Raw genomic sequence first — 21810 nt, 5'->3', positions numbered from 1 at the left:
CTAGACCTTGCTCAGGTCATCGAGGATGGGGCAATCCGGTCTGGCGTCGCCGTGGCAGCAGTGCACCAGGTGGGCCAACGTGTTGCGCATGGATTGCATGTCCGCAATGCGCTGCTCAAGTTCGCCGAGGTGCTTCTCGGCGATGCGCTTCACGCTGGCGCTCGTGCGTCGGCGGTTGTGCCACAGCCCGACGAGTTCGGCGATTTCTTCCATTGAAAACCCGAGGTCGCGCGAGCGCTTGATGAAGCGCAGCGTGTGGATGTCGGCATCGCCGTATTGGCGATAGCCGCTTTCGGTGCGCGCCACCGCCGGCAGCAGGCCCAGCCCTTCGTAGTGGCGGACCATGCGGGCCGACACGCCGGAGCGCTGCGCCGCTTCGCCGATGGCGACGTGGCCCGCGCTCATTGAACGGCGTAGCCCGCGTTCTCGATCGCGGCGACGATGTCCTTGCGCGGCTGTTCGCTCAGCACGTCGACATGGCCGGTCTCGAGGTCGACCGTGACCTGTGCTTCGGGGTCCACCGTTTGCACCGCGTTCTGCACCGCGCTCACGCAGTGGCCGCAGCTCATGCCCGTGACCTGGAATTTCTGGCTCATCGTGATGGCTCCTTGGAAGTGATGGAAGTATGTGAGACGCAAGTTTGAACCCTCTCACGATGTCAATGTCCAGCAAAGGGACACTGGATCTGCCACTTGACCTTGCCATCGTGTGAGGCTTTAGCCTCGGGACATGGAAAATCTGCAATCTCCTCCAATGACGCTGGACCTCTCGGTCGGCGGCATGACCTGCGCCTCGTGCGTGATGCGCGTCGAGCGCGCGCTCAAGAATGTGCCGGGCGTGCAGGACGTGAGCGTGAATCTCGCGACCGAGTCGGCCCGCGTGGTCACGAGCGGCAACGAAGGCATGGACGTTCGCCTGCGCCGCGCCGTGCGCGCCGCCGGCTACGAACCGCGGGCGGCAAGCACCGCGGCCGACGAAGCCGCTGCGCTGTCGCCCTGGCACGGTTTCGGCCCGGTCGCTGTGGGCCTGGCACTGTCGATCCCATTGCTGGCGCCCATGCTCGGTGATCCTTTCGGGCAGGACTGGATGCTGCCGCCATGGTTGCAGCTGCTGCTCGCGACACCGGTGCAGTTCTGGCTGGGCGCACGCTTCTATCGCGCTGGCTGGCATGCGGCGAAAGCGCGCACCGGCAACATGGACCTGCTGGTGGCTCTCGGCACCAGCGCGGCCTTCGGCCTGTCGCTCTGGCTCTGGTGGCGCGGGGCGACCGGCGAGCATGCGGGCCATGGCGAGATGCCGCACCTGTACTTCGAGGCTTCGGCGGTGGTGATCACGCTGGTGCTGCTCGGCAAGTGGCTGGAGGCGCGCGCCAAGCGCCAGGCCACGTCAGCGATCCGCGCGTTGCAGCAGCTGCGGCCCGAAGTGGCGCACCTGGTGGGCGCGCGCGGCAAGGAAAGCGACGTGCCGCTGGCCGAGGTGATGGTGGGCGACCGCCTCGCGGTGCGGCCCGGCGAGCGCGTGCCGGCCGACGCACGGGTGATCGAAGGGCAGTCCGAAGTCGATGAATCGATGCTCACCGGCGAGCCGCTGCCGGTGGCCAAGGGACCGGGCGATGCGTTGACCGGCGGCGCCGTCAATGGCGACGGGCGCATGGTCATCGAAGTGAGCGCGGTCGGCGCCGAGAGCGTGCTCGCGCGCATCATCCGGCTGGTCGAAGATGCACAGGCTGCGAAGGCGCCGATCCAGCGGCTGGTGGACAAGGTGGCGGCCGTGTTCGTGCCGGTGGTGCTGGTGATTGCGCTCGTCACGTTCGCTGGCTGGATGATGGCGGGCGCAGGCATCGAGACCGCATTGATCCACGCCGTGGCCGTGCTCGTCATTGCCTGTCCATGTGCGCTGGGCCTTGCGACACCGGTCGCGGTGATGGCAGGCACGGGCGTGGCGGCACGGCACGGCATTCTGATCAAGGATGCGCGTGCATTGGAAATTGCGCACCGCGTCGATACCGTCGCGTTCGACAAGACAGGCACGTTGACGGTGGGCCGGCCGGTGTTGACTGCGCTGGTACCGGCGGCGGGTATTCGGGCAACCGAAGACCAACTGCTGGCAACTGCCGCCAGCCTGCAAAGCGGCAGCGAGCATCCGCTGGCCAAGGCCGTGCTGGCCGCCGCAGCGCAGCGCAACCTGCAGCCGCGCGCATTGAGCGCGATGCAGGCGATGCCGGGCCGGGGTGTGCGCGGCGATGTCGATGGCGTCACCTGGGCCATCGCCAGCCTGCGCTGGTGCCGCGAACTCGACGCGATGCCCGAAGCCGCCGATGTCGACGGCCTGCAGGCGCAAGGTGCCACCGTGTCTGCATTGCTGCGCTTCGATGAGGCGGGCGCCGCGCATCTACAGGCATTGCTCGCTTTCGCCGACGAGCCCAAGCCGCAAGCCGCCGAAGCCATCCGCACGCTGCATGCGCGTGGCCTGCGCGTGGTGATGATCTCGGGCGACAACCTGCGCGCGGCCCAGGCCATGGCCGCACGGCTCGGCATCGCGGCCGAAGACGTGCGTGCCGACGTGCTGCCCGCCGACAAGGCGGCGCAGGTCGGTGCGCTGAGGAAGAACGGACACGTCGTAGCGATGGTCGGCGACGGCGCCAACGACGCGCCCGCGCTGGCAGCGGCCGACGTGGGCATCGCGATGGCGCCTTCGGGCGGCGGCACCGACGTGGCGATGGAAGCAGCCGGCATCACGCTGATGCGCGGCGACCTCGCGCTGGTGGCGCAGGCCTTCGAGCTTTCGGGCCGCACGGTCGCGAAGATCCGGCAGAACCTGTTCTGGGCCTTCGCCTACAACGTGGCCGGCATCCCGCTTGCGGCCTTCGGCCTGTTGAGCCCGGTGGTGGCCGGTGCTGCCATGGCGTTGTCGAGCGTGAGCGTGATGGCCAATGCGCTACTGCTGCGGCGCTGGAGGGCCTGAGGCTTGCCGCTCAGTCGATCAGCAGCCCCATGACGTGATCGTCGATGGCCCGCGCATCGCCGGCGCGCTTGTAGAACTTGCGCAAGGTGCCTTCGCGTTCGAAGCCGAGTTTTTCGTAGAAGCGCATCGCAGGTGCGTTGTCGCTTTCGACGAAGAGTTCGATGCGCCTGATGCCGATGGCCTTCAGTGCGTCGATGGCTTCGCTCACCATGGCGAGCGCGACGCCCTGGCCGTGAAATGCGGGATCGACCGCGAGCGTGCCCAGGCAGGCCACGTGCCGCACCCGGCCCGGGTAGCGCGTGGCCCGGTAGAAACCGGCGATGCGCCCCTCGCGCTCGTAGACGTAGAAGTTGCGGCCGTCGAGCAGTTCCTGGTAGATGGCGCGGAAGTCCTCGATCGGCATCGGGTCGTAGCCCAGGAAGGGCACGACCTTCTCGTGCATGTAGAGGGCGAAGACCGTGTCGATGTCTTCATGTGTGGCCAGCCTGCGCATGATGGGTGCCTTGCAACGATGAAGGCGCCGAGCATAGCGGGGGCGAGCGGATGTCGATCAGGTGAAGAGCAGCACCGCAGACATCGCCAGCAGCACCGCCTGCGCGCACCAGGCCCAGCGCAGCCGAAGCTGCGAATCGAGCACCGCGCCGATGGACCAGAAGCCGCCGACCGCCAGCACGAGCAGCGTCAGCCCGGTGTGGAACGCGAGGTCGTCGGCGCGCCAGAGAAAGGCCAGCGTCACGCCGACCCAGCATGCGAAGTGGAGGGCGGCCGACGCGACCTGCGGGCGCGTCAGCGCGGGGGCGTGGATGTGCATGGCTTCCTCCAGCGAAAAAGGCGCTTCCGGAAACCGCGCCGTGACATCGGCCGGCCGCCAGCCCGGGGGCTTGAACCACACGGCGATCTTGTCCCGCCAGCGCTTCGTATGCCATGCGTCGCGCAGCAGCGGCACATAGGGGCCGAGGATCGCGCGCATCGGGTCGAAGCTCGCGAGCGCCTTGCGCGTGCCGTAGACGCAGCGTTCGGTTTCCTCGGCGAAGGTGCCGAACATCCGGTCCCACACCACGAGCATGCCGCCGTAGTTGCGGTCCAAATAGCCGTCGTTCACCGCGTGGTGCACGCGATGGTTCGAGGGCGACGAGAACACGCGGTCGAACCAGCCGAGCTTGCCGATGTGCTCGGTGTGGATCCAGAACTGGTAGACCAGCACGATGAGTCCCGCCAGCCCGAACTGCTCGGGCGGCACGCCCACCACCGCCATCGGCAGGTAGAAGGACCAGCCCAGGAAGACCACGGTGCTTTCCTGGCGCAGCGCGGTGGAAAAATTGAAATGCTGGCTCTGGTGGTGCACCGAGTGCGCGGCCCAGAACACGGCCGACTCGTGGCCCGCGCGATGCAGCCAGTAGTCGAAGAAGTCGAACAGCAGCACGGCGGCGATCCAGCCTGCGGCGCTGTCCCAGAAGCCGGGCCGGGTCCAGATCGCGACCAGCGGATAGACCATGGCGTAGAGCCCGATCTGGAACAGCTGCGTGCACACCGCAAATGCCTGGCTCAACAGCCCCTGGCTCAGGCTGCCGAGCGTGTCGCTGAAGCGGTAGGTGTTGCGCCGCTGGAGCCAGCCCCAGGCGAACTCGCAGGCCATGAGCAGCGCGAACACAGGCACGACGAAAACGACCAGCCGGTGCACCGCGTTCGTTTTTTCAGAGAGCGTTCAGCGAATCTTCAGCGTTCGCACGCGCGGCCGGCCACGATGACGGCGTTGGTGCCGCCGAAGGCGAAGGAGTTGGACAGCGCATAGCGGATGCCCTTGGCCTCGCGCGCCTCGCCCTGCACGAAATCGAGGTCGAATGCGGCGTCGGGCGTCTGCAGGTTGGCGATGGGCGGCAGTGCCTCGCGCGCCAGTGCGCGCAGCGCGGCGATGAGTTCGATGGCACCGCCGCCGCCGAGCACGTGGCCGTGGATCGCCTTGGTCGCGCTGACCGGCGTGGCCCTGCCGAACACTTCGCGGATCGATGCGGCCTCGGCTGCATCGCCGGCCGAGGTGGCCGTGCCGTGTGCGTTGATGTGGCCGACGTCCGAGGCCTCGATGCCCGCGTCGCGCAGCGCAGCGCGCATCACGCGCACCTGGCCCGCGGTGTCGGGGTTGGTGATGTGCGTGCCGTCGCAGTTGGTGGCGTAGCCCGCGAGCACGAAGGGCGCGGCTTCGGCGCCGCGTGCGGCCGCATGCGCTTCGGATTCGAGCACCAGCGCGGCCGCGCCTTCACCGATGGCGAAGCCCGCGCGGTCGCCCGAGAACGGACGGCAAGCCGAGGAGGGCGCATCGGCCGGCGGCGGCGCCATCACGCGCATTGCGTTCCAGCTGGCCATCACGCCGGGCGTGAGCATGGCGTCGTGGCCGCCGACGATGGCCACGTCGATCCAGCCGCCGCGGATGGCGCGCATCGCCTCGCCGACGGCCACGGCCGAGGAGGCGCAGGCACAGGCGTAGGCAATGGCCGAACCGCGCGCGCCGAAGTGCAGCGCGAGCTCGGCCACGGCGGCGTTGGGCATCACGGTGAGCACGGTGGTCGGACGCATGCGGCGCTGTTCGCCGTAGAGCGCGCTGGTGGTGTTGTCGAAGGTGCCGGCGCCGGCGAGGCCGCTGCCCCAGAAGATGCCGAGGCGGTCGCGGTCGATGGTGTCGAGGTCGATCTTTGCTTCCAGCGCCGCGTCCTGCGCCGCAGCCAGGGCCATGGCGGTGCCGCGGTCCAGCGGCAGGCGGGAGGTGCTGCGCATGCCATTCGAATCGAAGTCGCAGGCGGCGACGGCGAGCGCCATCGGGTCCATGCCCTCGATCTCCAGCGTTTGTGCACGCACAGCCGAGCGGCCCGCGAACAACGCCTCGTCGAAGGCCTCGATGGTGCGGCCGATGGGCGTGACGAAACCGATGCCGCTCACGCGCACCGGCGCCGAGGCGGCGCGTGTGGCCGAAGCGGCGAGCACGGCGTGGGCGGCGCCGCTGCTCATGCGGCCGCTTCGGCGGGCTGAACGGCGGCCACGGGGGCGCTCTCGGCGTCGATCACGTCGCACAGGCGTTCCAGCGTGATGCCGGTTTCGCGCGGGTCGAGGCGGTCTTCGGGAATGCGCAGGTGGAAGGCGTCCTCGACGGCGAAGACGAACTCCATCAGCGCGAGCGAGTCGAGGCCGAGGTCCGACAGCGCGGTGGCCGGCGAGATGGCCGAGCGCTCGATGCGGAAGTCGGTCTCGAGGATCGCCGCGATGCTGTTGAAGGTGGGGGAGGCGGAAGAAGACATGGAGATGCTTTCCTTTCAGGCGTGTCGAACGAGGTCAGGCGTACAGCGGATGCTCTGGCGTCGTGCCATGCGCCACGGCATCGGCGAACGATACCGTTTCGCGTACCACCTGCTGGCGGTCGTTGTCTATCGTGATCATGTGGTAGCTGTTGGCGACCACGACGGTGCGGAAGTCGCGGCAGCGCAGGCCGCGCGCGAGGATGTCGAGGTTGGCCACGCTGGCCACCTCGTCCTGCTGGGCATGCAGCGCGAGCACGTTGCCGCATTGCACGCCGTTGAGGTTGCGTCGCACGTGGCGTATGAGCCGGTCGTGCTCGCGCAGATGTCCCACGCCGATGACGGAACTTCCGGCGCGCGAAACCTTGCGATGGCGCAGCTCGCGCTCGATCCAGGCGCGCACGCGCTCGTTCTTCACGCCGTAGGGCGGGCGCTCGCGGTATTGCCAGAACCGGCCGAGCGGCGTGTAGAAGGCCAGCGGCAGCAGGAATTGCGTGCGCGGGATGGCCCAGCCGTCGAAGCGCAGCGTGGTCGACATGAGCACCAGCGCATCGACGTCGCTGCCGCAGCGGATGGCCGCGCCGAGCGCGAGCGAGGCGCCGGCGGAAATGCCGACCAGCATCACGCGGTCGTGCTGCGTGCGCAGCGCCTTCACATGGGCCTGGATGGCGTCGAGCCAGCGTTCGTACGGCGCGGCGCGCTGCAGCGGCGCAGCGGCATCGAACGAATAACCCTCGATCGACAGCGGGTGCACCGGGTAGCCGCGGCTGCGCAGTGCGGACTGCACGGTCAGCAGCTCGTCAGGCGTGCTGCATAAACCATGCAGCAGGACCACGGCGGTGCGCTGCACTTGCGGAGGCACAAGGCTCAACAGATCGGAGGGTTCACGCGCACTCATCGTGTGGTGCCAGCCATGAAAATGGCCCGTGTTTCATCGTGCTGTCGTATGCTCATGCGGCGTTTATCGCTTGGAGCGACTGACCGGCCGCTGACCCGTCGTTCGCGAGGCAGATTACCCCCCAACCATTCAAACACCATGCGAATTCTGCTTGTCGAAGACGACGCCGTTTTGCGCGACGTGATGGTGCGCAGCCTCGCGGATGCCGGCCATCGCGTCGACGTTTCGACCAACGTCGAGGACGCCGACCACCTGTGGCGTGTGCAGCCCTTCGATGCCGTGCTGCTCGACCTCAACCTGCCGGCCACCGCAAGCCCGACCAGCGGCCTCGCGAGCGGCCTCAACGCGCTGCGGCAGGCGCGCGCGCGGGGCGACCGCACGCCGGTGCTGGTGCTCACGGCGCGCGGGCGTACCGAAGAACGCATCGCGGGCCTCGACGCGGGTGCCGACGACTACCTCGGCAAGCCCTTCGACCTGGCCGAGGTCGAAGCGCGCCTGCGTGCGCTGGTGCGCCGCGCAAAGGGTACCGAAGACCTCGTGCTGCTGGGCCAGCTGAAGCTCGACCGCAAGGCGCGCCGCTTCTCGACCGCGAGTGGTCCGCTCGACCTGCCGGCACGCGAGTTCGAGGTGCTGTGGGAACTCATGAGTCCGCCGGGCCGCACCGTGAGCAAGCGGGCGCTGTCCGACAAGCTCTCGAGCTTCGACGAATCGCTGGGCGACAACGCGCTCGAGGCCTTCATCTCGCGCCTGCGCAAGAAGCTGCAGGGCTCGGGCGCGAGCATCCGCACGCTGCGCGGCATCGGCTACCTGCTCGAAGCCGAGGTGTGATCCGCGCGTGACCGAGCAGACGACAGAACCGCAGCCCGCGGCCGTTCGTGCGCCATCGCTCACGCGGCGCGTGCTGCGCAACGTGCTGGTGCCGCTGGCGCTCACGTGGATGGTCGGTGCGGTCATCGCGCTGGTCATCGCCAACTATTTTTCCGAGCAGGCCTTCGACCGCGGCATGCTCGACGACGCCTATGCGCTGTCGGCCAACGTGCAGGCGGGCGAACGCGGCATCGAGCTGCTGCTGACGCCGCGCGAGGTAGCCACCGTGCTCTTCGACCAGGTCGACAAGGTGTACTTCGCGGTCCAGCGGCTCGACGGCACGCTGATCTCCGGGCAGCCGGGCCTGCAGGCGCCGTTGCCGGCGGACGGGGCGCGCTACCGCTTCGCCGACATCGACTACGAGGGCAGCGTGCTGCGCGCCGTGGTGCTCGAGCACGACGCCGAGCCCGACATCAGCATGCCGTACCGCGTGGTGATCGCGCAGACCACGCTGAGCCGGACTGCACTGGTGCGGCAGTTGCTGGGCTACGCGCTGGCGCCGCAGATCGTGCTGCTCATCCTGCTGGCCATCTGGCTCTGGTACGGCATCCGCAGCGACCTGCGGCCGCTCGGCGACCTGCAGCGCGCGCTCGACCGGCGCGACGTGCGCGACCTGTCGCCGGTGGCGGTGGCGCAGACCTCGCGCGAGATCCAGCGCCTGGGCAACGCGGTCAACTCGCTGTTCGAGCGGCTCGGCCACAGCGTGCAGGCGCAGCGCGAGTTCGTGGGCAACGTGGCGCACGAACTGCGCACGCCGCTGGCGGGCATCCGCGCGCTGGCCGAGTACGGGCTGGCGCAGCACGACACCAATGTGTGGCGCGAGCAGCTGGAGCGCGTCTCGGAACGGCAGGCGCGCGCCAGCCACCTGATCGACCAGCTGCTGGCGCTGGCGCTGGCCGAGGAGGCGCGCACCGAGCTCAAGCGCGTGCCGGTGCGGCTCGACGTGCTGGCCGAGCAGACGGTGCTGCGGCACCTTGCGCGCGCCGACGCGCGTGGTGTCGACCTGGGCGCGCGGGGCCTCGACGACGGCGTGGTCGTGCAGGCCAACGAGGCGCTGGTCGAAGGCATTCTCGACAACCTGATCGACAACGCGTTGCGCTATGGCGGGCGCACCATCACGGTCGAGCTCGCGGGCCACACGCTGAGTGTGATCGACGACGGGCCGGGCATTCCGCTGGAGGCGCAGCGCGACCTGATGCAGCGCTGGGCGCAGGGTCCGGCCGGCGAGAAGCTGGGGCAGGGCTCGGGACTGGGGCTGTCGATCGTGGCGCGCTATGCCGAGCTGCTGGGCGCCGAGCTGAGGCTCGAAGCGGCGGAGCCCACTGGCTTGCGCGTCAGCGTGGCATTCGGCGAAGCGGGCTGAAGCGCCGGCAAGCTAGAGCGGCGTGCCCTGGTGGAACGCCATGCGCCAGCGGCCATGCCGGCGCTTCCACAGAGAGCTGCGCAGCGAGTCAGCTGCAGGTCGCTGCGCAATGGCTTGGCGGTGCGCGCGGTAGGTGACCAGTGCCACGTCGGGCGCCATGCGCAGCACGCGAAAGTCCGACATCGTGCGTGCCGAAAAGGCCTCGCCACGCAGCGCATCGATGATGGCATCCCGCGTCCAGACCGTGCCGGAGACGCCAAGTTCGTGGAAGTCGTCGTCGAGCAGTTCTTCGAGTTTCGCGGCGCTCGCGCGCACCTCGCGAAGATGCAGTGCGCCTTCGAGTTCGAACAGCAGCGCCTCGAGGTTCCCGGCCGGCGCGGCCTCGTAGAGTTCGAGCGGAAGACCGTCGGGATCGGCGAAGAAGGTGAAGCGGCGGCCCGTGTATTCGTCGATGCGCAGCGGCTCGACCGCGATGCCTTGCGATGCGAGTTCATCGGCGGCGGCCTGCACGTCGTGCACTTCGAACGACAGGTGGCGCAGCCCTTGCGCTTCGGGCCGCGTGGGGCGCGCGGGCGCACCGGGAAAGGAAAAGAGTTCGATCTGCGAGCCGTCGGGCAGGGCGAGGTCGAGCTTGTACGAGTCGCGCGCGGCGCGATGGTTTTCGGCGACCACGCGCAGGCCGAGCACCTCGGTGTAGAAGTGCTTCGACACCACGTAGTCGGCGCAGATGATGGCGGCGTGGTGAATGCGGTCGAGTTGCATCGGAAGGATCAATTCAAAGGCTTGCGCAGGAACACGCGGGCTGTGCGGCGATCACGTCGACCAGAAAGCCTTCGTCGGCGGTGCTCATGCGCCGATTTCCACCTCGCCCTCGATCTCGACCGGGATGTTGAACGGCAGCTCCGCCATGCCCACCGCACTGCGGGCATGCGCGCCGATGTCGGGGCCGAACAATTCGAGGATCAGGTCGGAGAAGCCGTTGATGACGGCGGGCTGCCTGTCGAAGCCGGGTGCGCTCGCGACCATGCCGAACACGCGCGTCCACGCGGTGATGCGGTCGAGGTCGCCGAGGGCGCGCTGCAGGCTGCCGAGCATCGCAAGTGCCGTGAGGCGCGCGGCTGCGTAGCCCTGCTCGACGTTCAGTTCGCGGCCCAGCTTGCCGAGCGGCGCGGCGATGGTGCCATCGGCGTTGAGCGGGCCGTGGTCGGAGATCAACGCGCGGCGGCCGACGATGCGCACGAACTGGAAGGGGAGGATGACGCCGGCCGGCGGGATCGCGGGCGGCGGCAGCACGAGGCCGAGCGAGGCCAGTCGTTGCGCAATGAGGGCCATGGCATTTCTCTCCTGTCGGCGGGTGACGGCGGATGGATGGGTCCGCCGCATCTTGCCATGGCCTCTTGGCGCGATGTGGCTCAGGCCAGTGCCGGATAGTCCGTATAGCCCTTCGCGCCGCCGCCGTACATGGTGGCCTTGTCGAGCTCGTTGAGCGGCGCGTTTTCGCGCAGGCGGCGCACGAGGTCGGGGTTCGAGATGAAGGGCTTGCCGAAGGCCACGAGGTCATCGCCTTCCTTCAGCGCTTCCTCGGCCAGCGGTCGGTCATAGCCGTTGTTGACCATCCATGCGCCCTTGCCGCCGGCTTGGCGGTATGCGGCCTTGAGGGCCTCGTAGTCGAAGGGGCGGTCTTCGATTTCGCGCGGGCCGCCGGTGGCGCCTTCGATGATGTGGATGTAGGCCAGGTCGAGCGTGGCGAGCTGCTTCACCACGTAGGTGAACAGCGGCTGCGGGTTGCTGTCGTGCGCGTCGTTGGCAGGCGTCACGGGCGACAGGCGGATGCCGGTCTTGCCGCCGCCGACGGCGTCGACCACGGCGCGCGCGGATTCGAGCAGCAGGCGGGCGCGGTTCTCGATGCTGCCGCCGTAGTCGTCGGTGCGCTTGTTGCTGCCGTCCTTCAGGAACTGGTCGAGCAGGTAGCCGTTGGCACCGTGAAGTTCCACGCCGTCGAAGCCGGCGGTCTCGACCGCGCTGCGTGCAGCCACCGCATAGGCGTGCACGATGCCGGGCAGCTCGCCCGCATCCAGCGCGCGCGGTTCGGAGGTCTCTACGAAGGTCGGCACGCCGTCCTTGATGAGCACGGTCTTGGTCCTGGCGGTGATGGCCGAGGGGGCGACGGGCTTGCCGCCACCGGGTTGCAGTTCGCTGTGCGAGACGCGGCCCACGTGCCACAGCTGCACCACGATCTTGCCGCCCTTGGCGTGCACGGCGTCGGTCACGCGCTTCCAGCCGTCGAGCTGTTCCGTGCCGTAGAGGCCGGGCACGTCGGCGTAGCCCTGGCCCTGGTGGCTGATGGCGGTGGCTTCGGTGATGAGCAGGCCGGCGCTGGCGCGCTGGGCGTAGTAGGTGGCGGCGAGGTCGGGCGGGATCGCATTCGGCGAGCGGTTGCGCGTGAGCGGCGCCATGACGATGCGGTTGGCGAGCTTCAGGTCGCCGGCCTGGATGGGGTCGAAGAGGTTGGACATCGTGCGATCAATGGCAGAGTTGGAACAGGCGCAAGGCTAAGCGCCCGGCCTCAACCCTGCTGTCGCACGGTTGTCCCGAATGGTGCTAGAGAAGCAGCGCCAGCAGTGCCGGGCTCACGCGCAGCGGCATGGCGAGCAGGATCTGAGCCATGCCCTTGCCGAGCGGGTCGTTGCGCAGCGAGGCCATGCCGCCGCCGCCCAGCGCCTGTTCGCAGACGAAGTTGAAGGCATCGATGCCCGGCACCTCGTAGCGCGTGACGCGGCCCTTGACGAGGTGTGCGAGCCATTCGGCCACGCGCACCTCGGTGAGCTGTTCGCGCAGCAGCGGCAGCAGGGCGGGGTGGCGTGCGATGACGCCGACGTTCGAGGTGTCGCCCTTGTCGCCGCTGCGCGCCCATGCGAGGCGCAGCAGCGTCACTTCGACGGCGTCCGCGGGCACGGGTGCTTCATGCGTTTCCGTGGCTCTGGCAGGCTGTGAAACGGACCCGGCGTGCGGCGCAGGCGCTGTGGCGCGGGGCACGTCGATGCACACGCCGTCGATGCCGACGCGAGCCGCGAGCTGCGACTTGTCGAGCAGGAATGCGTACTGCCGGATCGATGGGGAGACCGAGGCGCGCCCGCCGCCCGCGCCGGTGGTGCCGGGCGCCCACGAGGTGCCGGCCGGCGCGACCTCGCGCGCGAACAGTTCCAGGGCTTCCTTGCGCGAATGCGTCACCGCGAGCCGCAGCACAGCTTCGCGCGTCTGCAGGGCCCGCGCGTGCGGGCCGTAGCATGACTCCGCGCCGAGTACTTCGAGCAGTGCGCCGCTGTAGGGGCCGAAGCCCTGCTGCGAGAACAGCGCACCCGTGCGCGCGAGGATCGCCTCGCCCGTGCGCCTGGCCTTGGCCACCGCATCGAAGCCGACGATGGTGAGCTGCGCCGCGGCCTTGAAGCCGTCGACATAAGTGGCGCAGACCTTGTAGCTCGCGGTCGGCGCACGCCCGCGCGCGCCGTGCACGCGCACGCGGTGTTCGCCGGCCTGCTCGATGCGCACCTGCGTGAAGTCGGCCGCCACGTCGGGCAGCAGGTAGGCCGCGGGATCGCCGATCTCGTAGAGCATCTGCTCACCCACCACCGCGGGCGTGAGCTTGCCGCCGGTGTCAGCGGGCTTGGTGACGACGAAGCTGCCGTCGGCGCTGCATTCGACGATGGGGTAGCCGATATTGGGCCAATCGGGCACGGTGTCCCAGTCGGTGTGCAGGCCGCCGGTGGCCTGGCAGCCGCATTCGATGATGTGGCCCGCGAGGCTGCCGGCCGCGAGCAGGTCGAAGTCGCCCGGCTGCCAATTGAATTCGTGCATGAGCACGCCGAGCGTGACGGCCGAGTCGACGCAACGCCCGGTGATGACGACCTGCGCGCCCGCATCGAGCGCGGCCTGGATCGGCCGTGCGCCCAGATAGGCGTTGGCGGTGAGCACGCGTTCGGGCAAGGCGGCGCCGCTCTGCAGCTCGCGCACGGGCGGCTGCGACTGGCGCAGCTGCGGCAGCAGCGGGGACACGTCGTCGCCGCTCACCACAGCGATCTTCAGCGCGATGCCCTGTTCGGCGGCCAGCGCCGCGAGCGCATCGGCGCAGCCCTGCGGGTTCACGCCGCCGGCGTTGCTCACCACGCGGATGCTTCACGACGTCCTTCAACACGGCCTTCATCGCGGCGGAGACGAAGTCGGTGCATAGCCCAGCTCGGAGGCGCCGCCGATGCGGACGGTGCGTTCGTTGCCGCTGTTCATCGGCCGCTCCATTGCGGCTTGCGCTTCTCGCGGAAGGCGAGTTGTCCCTCGGCCGCATCTTCGGTGAGTGCGAACAGGCCGATCTGGCTTTCGGTGAAGGCCATCGATTCCTCGAAGGCCATCGCCTCGATCTTCTTCATCGTGTAGAGGCCGCGCCGGATGGCGGCGGGCGACTTGTCGAGCATGCGGCCGAGCAGCCAGTCGACGCTTTCGTCGACGTCGTCGCTCACGCGGTTCACGAGCCGCAGTTCGAGCGCCTGCGCGGCGGTGATGGGTTCTCCGGTGATGCACATCTCGGCCAGCACCCGGCGCGGCAGCAGGCCGCCCAGCACGCTGAGCACCTGCGCAGGAAAGAGGCCGACCTTCACCTCGGGCAGGCCGAACACGGCGTGGCTGCTGGCCACCGCCATGTCGCACATCGCCATGATCCCCATGCCGCCCGCCATGCAGGCGCCGTTGACGCGGGCAAGAGCGTCCGACAGCCGCGCGACCACCGCGCCGTTGATCGCATTTCGGCGCTCTTCCCGGTCGATGGTGAGCCACATGACGGGCCCTCGCATCTCTTCGCGCAGTTCGGGAGGGGTCTTCTCGGGCATGGTGGAGATTCCTTCTTCGGTCTTCTGAAGCCTTCCCGTAGCGTGCGCCATAAAAAAAGCCGCTTCGTGCGGCTTGTGGCTGAAGCGATGCGGGTTTTCCCTAGGAGGAGACCAGCTCGCTTCGCTGCTTCTGCACGCTTTCGCGTGCTTCGGCTTACTTCAGGAGGCCTTCGGCCTTCATCGCTTCCTGTACGGCGGGCCGGGCACCCACGCGTGCGTGCCAGGCCAGCAGGTTGGGAAAGTCAGAGATGTCGACGCCGGTCGGCTTGGTCCAGTTGGTGACGCTGAACAGGTAGCCGTCGGCCACGCTGAAATGATCGCCCATCAGGAACTGCTTGCTGGCCAGTTCGCCGTCGAGCCATTGGAAGCGCGACTTGAGCTTGTCCTTGAAGATGCCCTTGGCTTCTTCGGGCATGCCCGGGTTGAACAGGGGGCTGAAGCCCTTGTGCACTTCGGTGCCGATGAAGGTCAGCCACTCCTGCAGGCGGTAGCGTTGCATGGTGCCGGCGGCTGGCGCGAGGTTCTTGGTGGGGGCGAGGTCGGCGATGTACTGGAGGATGGCCGGGCCTTCGCGCAGGCGGGCGCCGTCGTCGAGTTCGAGCATCGGCACGTAGCCCAGCGGATTGATGCCGTAGTAGTCGGTGCCGTCCTGCAGCTTGTGGCTCTTGGTGCTGGCCAGCACCGGCTCGAAGGCGAGGCCTGCCTCGTGCAGCGCGATGTGAGGGGAGAGCGAGCAGGCGCCTGGCGAGTAATACAGCTTCATTCGAAAAAACTCCAATGGATGACGGAGGTTGATTTTGTGGGAGACCGCAGCGGATGCTAGCGGGTTTGGCAACCTCGCGTTCTTGTCCTACGGCGGCTCGCGCGCGGTGACCATCGAGCGTGTCGACCGCTCTTCTAAGCTCCGCGGCACGGTGGCATGAGGCTGCCGGAAGGAGTTTCCGAATGTTGAAGTACGCGATCATTTTTGCGGTCATCTCCCTTGTGGCCGCGTTGCTGGGCTTTGGTGGCGTGGCAGCGGGTGCTGCCGGCATTGCGAAGTTGCTGTTCGGCTTGTTCCTGGTACTGGCGGTTCTGTTCATCGTGCTGGCCGCGCTTGGCATTGGCGCGGTGAAGAAGACGCTCGATTGATGCCGCCCGATTGCTATAAAGTACATAGCAATCTGTTCAATGACAACGGGCGTTGGGGCGCAACTGGGCAGGCGCCCCTAGCTTGTCCACACAGCGGGCGCAAACGGGCCTGGACGATTAAAATTGGCGCCCCCTTTTGCGCCGCGCACGCGTCAGTTGTGCGCTCCCATTTCAAATGCTGTATCCCGAAGAATTCGACGTGATCGTCGTTGGCGGCGGCCATGCCGGCACCGAAGCCGCGCTCGCTGCCGCGCGCATGGGCGCCAAGACACTGCTGCTCTCCCACAACATCGAGACGCTGGGGCAGATGAGCTGCAACCCGTCGATAGGCGGCATCGGCAAGGGCCACCTCGTGAAGGAGGTCGATGCGCTCGGCGGCGCGATGGCAATTGCGACCGACGAAGCCGGTATCCAGTTCCGTATTCTCAACTCGAGCAAGGGCCCGGCCGTGCGCGCCACCCGTGCGCAGGCCGACCGGATCCTGTACAAGGCAGCGATCCGCCACCGCCTGGAAAACCAGCCGAACCTGAGCCTGTTCCAGCAGGCAGTCGACGACCTGATGGTGGAGGGCGATCGCGTGGTCGGCGCCGTCACGCAAGTGGGCATTGCCTTTCGCGCGCGCACGGTGGTGCTGACCGCGGGCACTTTTCTCGATGGCCGTATCCACGTCGGCCTCGATAACTACCAGGCTGGCCGGGCGGGCGATCCGCCGGCGATCAGCCTGTCGGCGCGGCTCAAGGAGCTGAAGTTGCCGCAGGGCCGCCTGAAGACCGGCACGCCGCCGCGGCTCGACGGCCGCAGCATCGATTTTTCGAAGTGCACCGAACAACCGGGCGACGGCATGCCTGGTGGGGCGGGGCCGATGCCGGTGTTCAGCTTCATGGGCCGCACTGACATGCACCCGCGGCAAATGCCCTGCTGGATCACCCACACCAACGCGCGCACGCACGAGATCATCCGCTCGGGTTTCGACCGCAGCCCCATGTTCACGGGCAAGATCGACGGCGTGGGTCCGCGCTACTGTCCCAGTGTGGAAGACAAGATCAACCGCTTTGCGGACAAGGAAAGCCACCAGATCTTCCTGGAGCCCGAAGGCCTGACGACCAACGAGTACTACCCGAACGGGATCTCGACCAGCCTGCCGTTCGACATCCAGTACCAGCTGGTGCGCTCGATGCCGGGTCTGGAGAACGCGCACATCCTTCGGCCTGGTTACGCCATCGAGTACGACTACTTCGATCCGCGCGAACTCAAGAGCAGCTTCGAGACCCGCTCGGTCAAGGGCCTGTTCTTTGCCGGGCAGATCAACGGTACGACCGGGTACGAAGAAGCCGCGGCCCAGGGCCTGTTCGCCGGCATCAACGCGGCGCTGCAGTGCCGTGGCGAAGACGCCTGGCTGCCGCGTCGCGACGAGGCCTACCTGGGCGTGCTGGTCGATGACCTGATCACCAAGGGTGTGACCGAGCCTTACCGCATGTTCACGAGCCGCGCCGAGTTCCGTCTGCAGCTGCGCGAGGACAACGCCGATATGCGCTTGACCGAAGCAGGGCGCAAGCTTGGCTTGGTCGACGACGCACGGTGGGACGCTTTCAGCCGCAAGCGTGATGCTGTTTCACGTGAAACAGAGCGTCTCAAGTCGATCTGGGTGAACCCGCGCAACCTGCCGGCCGCCGAGTCGGAGCGGGTGCTGGGCAAGGCCATCGACCATGAATACAACCTGGCCGACCTGCTGCGCCGGCCCGACGTGAGCTACGAAACGCTGATGTCGCTGGACGGCGGCAAGTACAACGCGCAGGTGGCGCTGAGCGAAACGGAGATCGAGCAGATCGAGATTTCGGCCAAATACTCAGGCTACATCGAACGCCAGCACGACGAGGTGGAGCGCGCGGCGCACTTCGAAAACCTCAAGCTTCCCGCCGACTTCGACTACGGCCAGGTCAAGGCGCTGAGTTTCGAGGTGCGGCAGAAGCTGGACAAGCACCGTCCCGAGACCTTGGGTTTGGCCTCACGTATCTCCGGTGTGACGCCAGCCGCCATTTCTTTGCTGATGATTCATCTGCGCAAGGGTGGCCACAAGGCCTTTGCCAGCGACACCGCCACCACGGAAGCAGCCACCGAGCCGCAGTCCGCGGAATGACGGCACCGATCGATACGCTGCGCGCAGGCGCGGCTGCGATGGGAGTCGCCCTGTCCGACAGCCAGGGCGAACGCCTCTTGGCTTACGGCACGCTGATGCTTAAGTGGAACAAGGTTTACAACCTCACGGCCTTGCGCGATCCGGCCAGCGTACTCACACATCACCTGCTCGACAGTCTCGCGGCCATCGCACCGCTGCAACGCGAGTGGGCAGGTAAGGGCAAGTTGCTCGATGTCGGCTCCGGCGGTGGTTTGCCCGGCGTGGTGATCGCCATCATGCGGCCCGACCTCGAGGTGAGCTGCCTCGATGCGGTCGCCAAGAAGGCGGCCTTTGTCCAGCAAGTGGCAGCCGAACTGGAACTGCCGAACCTTCGCGGACTGCACGCCCGAGTCGAATCCCTGGCTGGCAGCTACGAGGTCATCAGCTCGCGCGCCTTCGCATCGTTGCCAGACTTCTTCAACGGTTCGATGAATCTCCTCGCGCCCGGCGGCGTTTGGTTGGCCATGAAGGGCAAGGTGCCTAACGATGAACTTGCAATCTTGCCCAAGGGCGTCAAAGTGTTTCACGTGGAACAACTGACGGTTCCGGGCCTGGATGCCGAGCGTTGCATCGTTTGGGCGCGCAAGGACCTCGCCCAAATCAGCGACTGAATACGCAAAAGATGTGGCGGCACCGGTAAAAGCCGGTGTCGGGACAGTCTCTGTGACGGCGTGCTCGCTTAGACTCGATGCCTCCCTTCGGTCTCTCTTCCGACTCGCTTTTTCGAGGCAAAACCCATGTTCGGCATTGCTGACTACGGCGCATTCGTCGCCGCCATCGTCCTGTTTCTTCTGATTCCCGGTCCGGGCAATCTGGCGCTGATCACCTCGACCAGCAAGGGCGGCATCCGAGGCGGCCTGGCTGCGACGGCCGGCGTCATCATCGGCGACCAGTTTCTGCTGTGGGCGGCGGTGGCTGGCGTGTCGGCCGTGATGGCGGCTTACCCGGCCGCCTTCAAGGCTGTGCAGTGGCTGGGTGCTGCCTATCTGGCCTGGATGGGCATCAAGATGCTGCTGGCCAAGCCCGGTTCGGCACCCATCCTCAATATCAAGCCCAGCCATTTCATGCGCCAGGCGTTCACCATCACGCTGCTGAACCCAAAGGCGATCGTGTTCTACATGGCCTTCTTCCCGCTGTTCGTGGACCCGGCCCGGCACCAGGGCCTGATCACCTTCGGCGCAATGGCGGTGACCATCGCCGCGCTGACCTTCCTGTACGGCCTGACCTCCACGCTGCTCACGCATTTCCTGGCCGAGCGCATCCGCGCGAATCCCCGCATTTCCACTGTGCTCGAAAAGCTTGCCGGCAGTTTCCTGATCGCCTTCGGCGTCAAGCTCGCAATCTCGCGCTGATCGATCGATCCCCGGTACTCACATGGCCAAGATTTTCTGCATCGCCAACCAAAAGGGCGGCGTCGGCAAGACCACCACCACCGTCAATCTGGCCGCCGGCCTCGCCAAAGTCGGCCAGCGCGTGCTGATGATCGACCTCGACCCGCAGGGCAATGCCACCATGGGTTCGGGCATCGACAAGCGCCAGCTGGAGCTGACGGTGTACGACGTGCTGCTCGAATCGGCCTCGGTGTCCGAGGCCCGCGTCAAGGCGGACAAGCTGGTGGAGGGTGGTTGCGGCTACGACGTGCTGGGCGCCAACCGCGAACTGGCCGGCGCGGAAGTCGAGATGGTGGCACTCGATCGCCGAGAGAAGCGCCTGCGCACCGCGCTGGCCGCCGTCGGTGCCGAGTACGACTTCGTGCTGATCGACTGCCCGCCGAGCCTGAGTCTGTTGACGCTGAACGGCCTGTGCGCCGCCCACGGCGTGATCGTGCCGATGCAGTGCGAATACTTCGCGCTCGAAGGGCTGACCGACCTGGTCAACACCATCAAGCAGGTGCACGCCAACCTCAACAAGAACCTGCAGATCATCGGCTTGCTGCGCGTGATGTTCGATCCGCGCATCACGCTGCAGCAGCAAGTGAGCGAGCAGCTCAAGTCCCACTTCGGCGACAAGGTGTTCGACACGGTGATTCCGCGCAATGTGCGGCTGGCCGAGGCACCAAGCTACGGACTGCCGGGCGTGGTGTTCGATCCGGCCGCCCGCGGCAGCCAGGCCTTCATTGCCTTTGCCCAGGAGCTGATCGACAAGATGCCGCCCGCAAGCGCGTTTGCCTCGGGCGCGGTGGCGCCGCCGATCGCACCGGTCACGCGCATTGCGCCGGACCTGCCCATTCCCGACGACGTGATGGCGCCTGCTGTCGCGCCTGCATCCGATTCCACCAGTGAAAACAACGCCTGACGCATGCCACCGGCTGGCAATGCGCTATCGAGTTAGTAGCAAATGACAGATCCTCGCATCCTGCTGCTGCCAGGTTGGCAGAACAGCGGCCCCGGCCATTGGCAAACCCTGTGGGAGTCGGTCCACGGTGATCGCCGTGTCGAGCAGCACGATTGGATGCGACCGCTGCGCGGCGACTGGTCTGCGCGGCTCGAAGAAGAGGTGCTGGCCTCGCCCGGCCCGGTGGTTCTTGCGGCGCACAGCCTCGGCTGCATCCTCGTCGCGGCCTGGGCCGCGCATTCGCGCAACACGCACAAGGTGCGCGGTGCGCTGCTGGTGGCGCCTGGCGATGTGGAGCGCGATGACCTGCGCCAGCTGATTCCAGGCTGGGCACCGATCGTGCGCAAGCCGCTGCCGTTTCCGGCGGTGATGATCGCCGCCAACGACGACCCGTACTGCGAAGCCCCGCGCTCGCAGCAGCTCGCCAGGGATTGGGGGGTGCGCTTCATCGATGCCGGCCCGGGCGGCCACCTGAATGCTGAATCCGGCCTCGGCGACTGGCCTGAAGGCCGAAAGCTCCTGAACGAAATCTCGAAAGAAAAGAACTGATGGCGACCAAGAAACCCAAGGGCCTGGGCCGCGGCCTCGAGGCGCTGCTCGGCCCGACGGCCGCGCCTTCCGTCGACAACGGATTGAACGGCAACGTGGGCCCGGAAGAGGGCGGCGCGCCAAGGAACCCGAACACGCTGATGCTCGAGCAGATGGTTGCTGGCGTCTACCAGCCGCGCACGCGCATGGACGAAGGCGCGCTCTACGAGCTGGCAGAGAGCATCAAGGTGCAGGGCATCATGCAGCCGATCCTGGTGCGCCGGCTCGATGCCGAATCGGCTGCCACCAAGAACGCGGAATACGAAATCATTGCGGGCGAGCGCCGTTTTCGCGCCGCCAGGCTCGCGGGCCTCGACAGCGTGCCGGTGCTGGTGCGCGACGTGCCCAACGAGGCCGCGGCGGCGATGTCGCTGATCGAAAACATCCAGCGCGAAGACCTCAACCCACTCGAAGAAGCCCAAGGCCTGCAACGCCTTGTGAGCGAGTTTGGGCTCACTCACGAGCAAGCGGCGCAGGCGGTGGGCCGCTCGCGCAGCGCGGCCAGCAACCTGCTGCGCCTGCTGAACCTGGCCGAACCCGCACAGCAGATGCTGATGGCCGGCGACATCGACATGGGCCACGCCCGCGCACTGCTGTCGCTCGATCGCGGCACGCAGATCACGGCGGCCAACCAGATCGCCGCCAAGAAGATGTCGGTGCGCGAGGCCGAGTCGCTGGTGAAGAAGCTCGCGGCCGAGTTCACGCTCACGCCATCGCGGCGCAGCAACGACGGCGAGAAGTCGCGCGACCTGCAGCGGGTGGAAGAAGAACTGGCCGACCTGCTCACCGCCGAGGTCGAGGTGCGCATCAAGAAGCGCAGCAAGCGCGGCGGCCGTGTCGAGGAAAGCGGCGAGCTCGCCATCCACTTCGGCTCCATCGAGGCCCTCAACGGATTGATCGAACGCATCCGCCGAACGGCCTAGTGTTGTGAACCGAGGGGCTGGCGTTCGTTTGATTGATTCCTGCAATCCTTTGCGCGTATCCTCGACCGCTGTTTTTCCAACCCCAGATTTCTTGAATAAACGGAGGGAGTCCACCATGCTGTTCACCAAGTTCCCGCTCGCGGCCATCACCGTCGGCGCACTTCTCCTCACCGGTTGCGCGGCGACCGACATGCAGATGGGCAGCCAGTCGGCCAAGACCATGGCCACCGGCAGCGCCGCAGGCAGCGCCACCGCCGGCGAAAGCAGCCAGCTCGAGCGCTGCGAATCGCCGCTCGGCACGGTTTCGCTGATCGAAAACCAGAGCGCGGGCTGGTACACCATCCTTACCGGCGAATACCGCCTGCCGCCCACGGCCAACCTGCTGCGCCTGCTGGTGCAGCAATC

The 21810-nt window shown here is 67.3% G+C and carries 22 protein-coding genes and 2 pseudogenes; 11 read left to right on the top strand and 13 right to left on the bottom strand.

Features of this window, described 5'->3' with window-relative positions:
* Both cueR and ACCC97_RS21480 read right to left on the bottom strand, forming a co-directional pair.
* Complete coding sequence (cueR, locus tag ACCC97_RS21485) at positions 1 to 405, bottom strand: Cu(I)-responsive transcriptional regulator (protein WP_007833624.1); 405 nt, start codon at positions 403 to 405, stop codon at positions 1 to 3.
* Positions 402 to 596, bottom strand: coding sequence for a heavy-metal-associated domain-containing protein (locus ACCC97_RS21480; protein ID WP_007833622.1), 195 nt, complete (start codon positions 594 to 596; stop codon positions 402 to 404). The genes cueR and ACCC97_RS21480 overlap by 4 nt, the downstream gene beginning before the upstream one ends.
* A gap of 157 nt (positions 597 to 753) precedes the next feature.
* On the opposite strand from ACCC97_RS21480, the gene ACCC97_RS21475 reads away from it, so the two are divergent.
* A complete protein-coding gene (locus ACCC97_RS21475; protein WP_413334918.1) occupies positions 754 to 2964 on the top strand; it encodes a heavy metal translocating P-type ATPase in 2211 nt (736 codons plus the stop codon).
* Between the two features lie 10 nt (positions 2965 to 2974).
* Here ACCC97_RS21475 and ACCC97_RS21470 read toward each other — a convergent pair whose 3' ends face one another.
* Genes ACCC97_RS21470 through ACCC97_RS21450 form a run of 5 tightly spaced genes read right to left on the bottom strand, consistent with a single transcriptional unit; the run spans position 2975 to position 7146 of the window.
* Positions 2975 to 3457, bottom strand: a complete 483-nt coding sequence (locus ACCC97_RS21470) for a GNAT family N-acetyltransferase (RefSeq protein ID WP_007833618.1) — start codon at positions 3455 to 3457, stop codon at positions 2975 to 2977.
* Positions 3458 to 3514: 57 nt separating this feature from the next.
* Positions 3515 to 4645 (bottom strand): sterol desaturase family protein, encoded by a 1131-nt coding sequence (locus ACCC97_RS21465; protein ID WP_413334916.1) that lies wholly within the window; start codon positions 4643 to 4645, stop codon positions 3515 to 3517.
* A 35-nt stretch (positions 4646 to 4680) separates the two neighbouring features.
* Positions 4681 to 5964, bottom strand: coding sequence for a beta-ketoacyl-[acyl-carrier-protein] synthase family protein (locus tag ACCC97_RS21460; RefSeq protein ID WP_007833611.1), 1284 nt, complete (start codon positions 5962 to 5964; stop codon positions 4681 to 4683).
* Entirely contained in the window at positions 5961 to 6251 is a 291-nt protein-coding gene (locus ACCC97_RS21455; RefSeq protein ID WP_007833609.1) for an acyl carrier protein, read from the bottom strand. The genes ACCC97_RS21460 and ACCC97_RS21455 overlap by 4 nt, the downstream gene beginning before the upstream one ends.
* Before the next feature lie 34 nt (positions 6252 to 6285).
* Entirely contained in the window at positions 6286 to 7146 is an 861-nt protein-coding gene (locus tag ACCC97_RS21450) for an alpha/beta hydrolase (protein ID WP_007833607.1), read from the bottom strand.
* A 138-nt stretch (positions 7147 to 7284) separates the two neighbouring features.
* Between ACCC97_RS21450 and ACCC97_RS21445 the strand changes: the two genes are divergently transcribed.
* Positions 7285 to 7974: a response regulator transcription factor gene (locus ACCC97_RS21445; RefSeq protein ID WP_007833605.1), complete on the top strand. Its 690-nt coding sequence runs from the start codon at positions 7285 to 7287 to the stop codon at positions 7972 to 7974.
* 7 nt (positions 7975 to 7981) lie between these two features.
* Positions 7982 to 9376 (top strand): sensor histidine kinase, encoded by a 1395-nt coding sequence (locus ACCC97_RS21440; RefSeq protein WP_007833603.1) that lies wholly within the window; start codon positions 7982 to 7984, stop codon positions 9374 to 9376.
* Positions 9377 to 9388: 12 nt separating this feature from the next.
* Here ACCC97_RS21440 and ACCC97_RS21435 read toward each other — a convergent pair whose 3' ends face one another.
* From ACCC97_RS21435 to gstA, 6 genes and pseudogenes are all read right to left on the bottom strand, one after another.
* Entirely contained in the window at positions 9389 to 10138 is a 750-nt protein-coding gene (locus ACCC97_RS21435; RefSeq protein WP_413334913.1) for a VOC family protein, read from the bottom strand.
* An 84-nt stretch (positions 10139 to 10222) separates the two neighbouring features.
* Complete coding sequence (locus ACCC97_RS21430; RefSeq protein WP_413334911.1) at positions 10223 to 10708, bottom strand: RidA family protein; 486 nt, start codon at positions 10706 to 10708, stop codon at positions 10223 to 10225.
* 80 nt (positions 10709 to 10788) lie between these two features.
* Positions 10789 to 11892 carry an alkene reductase gene (locus ACCC97_RS21425; RefSeq protein WP_413334909.1) on the bottom strand — a complete coding sequence of 368 codons (1104 nt, stop codon included), beginning with the start codon at positions 11890 to 11892 and terminating at the stop codon, positions 10789 to 10791.
* 85 nt (positions 11893 to 11977) lie between these two features.
* Positions 11978 to 13607, bottom strand: a pseudogene (locus ACCC97_RS21420) (acyclic terpene utilization AtuA family protein); the annotation flags it as partial.
* 46 nt (positions 13608 to 13653) lie between these two features.
* On the bottom strand, positions 13654 to 14253 hold the full coding sequence (locus ACCC97_RS21415) for an enoyl-CoA hydratase-related protein (RefSeq protein ID WP_413334907.1): 600 nt from the start codon (positions 14251 to 14253) through the stop codon (positions 13654 to 13656).
* A 154-nt stretch (positions 14254 to 14407) separates the two neighbouring features.
* Positions 14408 to 15016 (bottom strand): glutathione transferase GstA, encoded by a 609-nt coding sequence (gstA, locus tag ACCC97_RS21410; RefSeq protein ID WP_007833593.1) that lies wholly within the window; start codon positions 15014 to 15016, stop codon positions 14408 to 14410.
* A gap of 182 nt (positions 15017 to 15198) precedes the next feature.
* Here gstA and ACCC97_RS21405 point away from each other — a divergent pair, with 182 nt between their 5' ends.
* From ACCC97_RS21405 to ACCC97_RS21370, 8 genes and pseudogenes are all read left to right on the top strand, one after another.
* Positions 15199 to 15384, top strand: a complete 186-nt coding sequence (locus ACCC97_RS21405) for a DUF1328 family protein (RefSeq protein WP_007833591.1) — start codon at positions 15199 to 15201, stop codon at positions 15382 to 15384.
* 175 nt (positions 15385 to 15559) lie between these two features.
* Positions 15560 to 17521, top strand: coding sequence for a tRNA uridine-5-carboxymethylaminomethyl(34) synthesis enzyme MnmG (gene mnmG, locus ACCC97_RS21400; protein ID WP_413334905.1), 1962 nt, complete (start codon positions 15560 to 15562; stop codon positions 17519 to 17521).
* Positions 17518 to 18171 (top strand): 16S rRNA (guanine(527)-N(7))-methyltransferase RsmG, encoded by a 654-nt coding sequence (rsmG, locus tag ACCC97_RS21395; protein ID WP_007833587.1) that lies wholly within the window; start codon positions 17518 to 17520, stop codon positions 18169 to 18171. Before mnmG ends, rsmG begins: the two co-directional genes overlap by 4 nt.
* A gap of 126 nt (positions 18172 to 18297) precedes the next feature.
* Positions 18298 to 18912 carry a LysE family transporter gene (locus ACCC97_RS21390; protein ID WP_007833586.1) on the top strand — a complete coding sequence of 205 codons (615 nt, stop codon included), beginning with the start codon at positions 18298 to 18300 and terminating at the stop codon, positions 18910 to 18912.
* A gap of 22 nt (positions 18913 to 18934) precedes the next feature.
* The gene (locus ACCC97_RS21385) at positions 18935 to 19855 is read left to right on the top strand and encodes a ParA family protein (RefSeq protein ID WP_007833577.1); all 921 of its coding nucleotides are present in this window, start codon (positions 18935 to 18937) and stop codon (positions 19853 to 19855) included.
* Between the two features lie 42 nt (positions 19856 to 19897).
* On the top strand, positions 19898 to 20443 hold the full coding sequence (locus tag ACCC97_RS21380; RefSeq protein ID WP_413334903.1) for an RBBP9/YdeN family alpha/beta hydrolase: 546 nt from the start codon (positions 19898 to 19900) through the stop codon (positions 20441 to 20443).
* Positions 20443 to 21405 carry a ParB/RepB/Spo0J family partition protein gene (locus ACCC97_RS21375; protein ID WP_413313614.1) on the top strand — a complete coding sequence of 321 codons (963 nt, stop codon included), beginning with the start codon at positions 20443 to 20445 and terminating at the stop codon, positions 21403 to 21405. The genes ACCC97_RS21380 and ACCC97_RS21375 overlap by 1 nt, the downstream gene beginning before the upstream one ends.
* A gap of 115 nt (positions 21406 to 21520) precedes the next feature.
* A pseudogene (locus tag ACCC97_RS21370) lies at positions 21521 to 21810 on the top strand (peptidoglycan-binding protein); the annotation flags it as partial.

Source organism: Variovorax sp. Varisp85, assembly GCF_047304045.1.
Taxonomy (GTDB): Bacteria; Pseudomonadota; Gammaproteobacteria; order Burkholderiales; family Burkholderiaceae_C; genus Variovorax.
Note: the sequence above shows the minus strand (reverse complement) of the source record. Positions and strands in the feature narration are given on the sequence as shown.

Coding starts and splice junctions, on each gene's coding strand:
- ACCC97_RS21480 (WP_007833622.1), bottom strand. CDS start 596: ATGAGCCAGAAATTCCAGGTCACGGGCATGAGCTGCGGCCACTGCGTG.
- ACCC97_RS21450 (WP_007833607.1), bottom strand. CDS start 7,146: ATGAGTGCGCGTGAACCCTCCGATCTGTTGAGCCTTGTGCCTCCGCAA.
- ACCC97_RS21375 (WP_413313614.1), top strand. CDS start 20,443: ATGGCGACCAAGAAACCCAAGGGCCTGGGCCGCGGCCTCGAGGCGCTG.
- cueR (WP_007833624.1), bottom strand. CDS start 405: ATGAGCGCGGGCCACGTCGCCATCGGCGAAGCGGCGCAGCGCTCCGGC.
- ACCC97_RS21460 (WP_007833611.1), bottom strand. CDS start 5,964: ATGAGCAGCGGCGCCGCCCACGCCGTGCTCGCCGCTTCGGCCACACGC.
- ACCC97_RS21425 (WP_413334909.1), bottom strand. CDS start 11,892: ATGTCCAACCTCTTCGACCCCATCCAGGCCGGCGACCTGAAGCTCGCC.
- mnmG (WP_413334905.1), top strand. CDS start 15,560: ATGCTGTATCCCGAAGAATTCGACGTGATCGTCGTTGGCGGCGGCCAT.
- ACCC97_RS21390 (WP_007833586.1), top strand. CDS start 18,298: ATGTTCGGCATTGCTGACTACGGCGCATTCGTCGCCGCCATCGTCCTG.
- ACCC97_RS21475 (WP_413334918.1), top strand. CDS start 754: ATGACGCTGGACCTCTCGGTCGGCGGCATGACCTGCGCCTCGTGCGTG.
- ACCC97_RS21380 (WP_413334903.1), top strand. CDS start 19,898: ATGACAGATCCTCGCATCCTGCTGCTGCCAGGTTGGCAGAACAGCGGC.
- ACCC97_RS21435 (WP_413334913.1), bottom strand. CDS start 10,138: ATGCAACTCGACCGCATTCACCACGCCGCCATCATCTGCGCCGACTAC.
- gstA (WP_007833593.1), bottom strand. CDS start 15,016: ATGAAGCTGTATTACTCGCCAGGCGCCTGCTCGCTCTCCCCTCACATC.
- ACCC97_RS21470 (WP_007833618.1), bottom strand. CDS start 3,457: ATGCGCAGGCTGGCCACACATGAAGACATCGACACGGTCTTCGCCCTC.
- rsmG (WP_007833587.1), top strand. CDS start 17,518: ATGACGGCACCGATCGATACGCTGCGCGCAGGCGCGGCTGCGATGGGA.
- ACCC97_RS21405 (WP_007833591.1), top strand. CDS start 15,199: ATGTTGAAGTACGCGATCATTTTTGCGGTCATCTCCCTTGTGGCCGCG.
- ACCC97_RS21385 (WP_007833577.1), top strand. CDS start 18,935: ATGGCCAAGATTTTCTGCATCGCCAACCAAAAGGGCGGCGTCGGCAAG.
- ACCC97_RS21415 (WP_413334907.1), bottom strand. CDS start 14,253: ATGCCCGAGAAGACCCCTCCCGAACTGCGCGAAGAGATGCGAGGGCCC.
- ACCC97_RS21445 (WP_007833605.1), top strand. CDS start 7,285: ATGCGAATTCTGCTTGTCGAAGACGACGCCGTTTTGCGCGACGTGATG.
- ACCC97_RS21455 (WP_007833609.1), bottom strand. CDS start 6,251: ATGTCTTCTTCCGCCTCCCCCACCTTCAACAGCATCGCGGCGATCCTC.
- ACCC97_RS21430 (WP_413334911.1), bottom strand. CDS start 10,708: ATGGCCCTCATTGCGCAACGACTGGCCTCGCTCGGCCTCGTGCTGCCG.